The following is an 869-nucleotide window of genomic DNA, read 5'->3' as shown; positions in this document are numbered from 1 at the left end:
GCTGGACCGATGGGTTGATTACCTTGATGGGCTGGTGGGTGAGGAAAACATAATTAAAGTGATCAAGAAAAGGAGCGCCTGATATGGCTATGTTATCCGTTGTGAAAAAAGAAGATCTTCAGTACATGCCTGAGCTTGACCGAATGATTCGCGAACCTGAATGCCGCGCTATGACTACGCTCTCAAACTCAACGCGTTGGCGCATGGAACAGGAAGGAAAATTTCCTAAACGTATTAAAATTGGACCTTCAGCTGTCGCGTATCGACTTTCCGAAATCCAAGCATGGGTTCGTGGAGAGTGGTACTCCCAGCAGTGAAGTATGTTTCCAAAAAGGGAGTTGCCTCCCTTTTATTATTCGTTATAGGAAATTAACTCGATCAGGATTACTACCAAAGGCAGTATTATGATACCTTCTCGCAATCTCACCCAATGGAGTATGTTTATTATTACAATCCATTATTCTTAGTTGCTTTTGTGAGTGAGATTGTAAATTTGGATGATTATATTTGTGTAAAAAATTCTTGTTGAAGATTAGATGCTCTAGTAGTGAGTAGCGTTCAATTAATAATTTATAAGGATAATACTGGTCGCCATTTTTGGCATGAGCACAATTAATAGCTAGTAAATATGTAATCTCACTATCCATATGAGCTCGTACAAGACTTGTGAATTTCTTTTTTCCACTAGTGTCAAAAGGATAGTATCCAGCATTATTGTCTATATATTTAATGACATGGTATAGAATCCTAAAATAGCTCCCATAAAAATCATCCATTTCATGCATGACTTCATTTTGTTGGTCAATGAACTGTTTGGAATCTGGAAAAGCATTGTTTTCTATTAAAAAAGAATGTGCATCAATAACTTT

General features: G+C 37.3%; 2 protein-coding genes. One reads left to right on the top strand and one right to left on the bottom strand.

What is annotated here, in order from left to right:
- The first annotated feature begins 83 nt into the window (after positions 1-83).
- Complete coding sequence (locus ACOI7Z_RS27260) at positions 84-317, top strand: helix-turn-helix transcriptional regulator (protein WP_087849175.1); 234 nt, start codon at positions 84-86, stop codon at positions 315-317.
- A gap of 42 nt (positions 318-359) precedes the next feature.
- Here ACOI7Z_RS27260 and ACOI7Z_RS27255 read toward each other — a convergent pair.
- Positions 360-869 (bottom strand): putative phage abortive infection protein (locus tag ACOI7Z_RS27255; RefSeq protein ID WP_420702490.1); only part of this gene is annotated, 510 nt, incomplete at its 5' end.

It is taken from the genome of Klebsiella sp. C283 (assembly GCF_048822555.1).
GTDB classification, from domain to species: Bacteria; Pseudomonadota; Gammaproteobacteria; order Enterobacterales; family Enterobacteriaceae; genus Klebsiella; species Klebsiella quasipneumoniae.
The sequence above is the reverse complement of the archived record's forward strand: the minus strand, read 5'-3'. Positions and strand labels throughout refer to the sequence as shown.

Coding starts and splice junctions, on each gene's coding strand:
- ACOI7Z_RS27260 (WP_087849175.1), top strand. CDS start 84: ATGGCTATGTTATCCGTTGTGAAAAAAGAAGATCTTCAGTACATGCCT.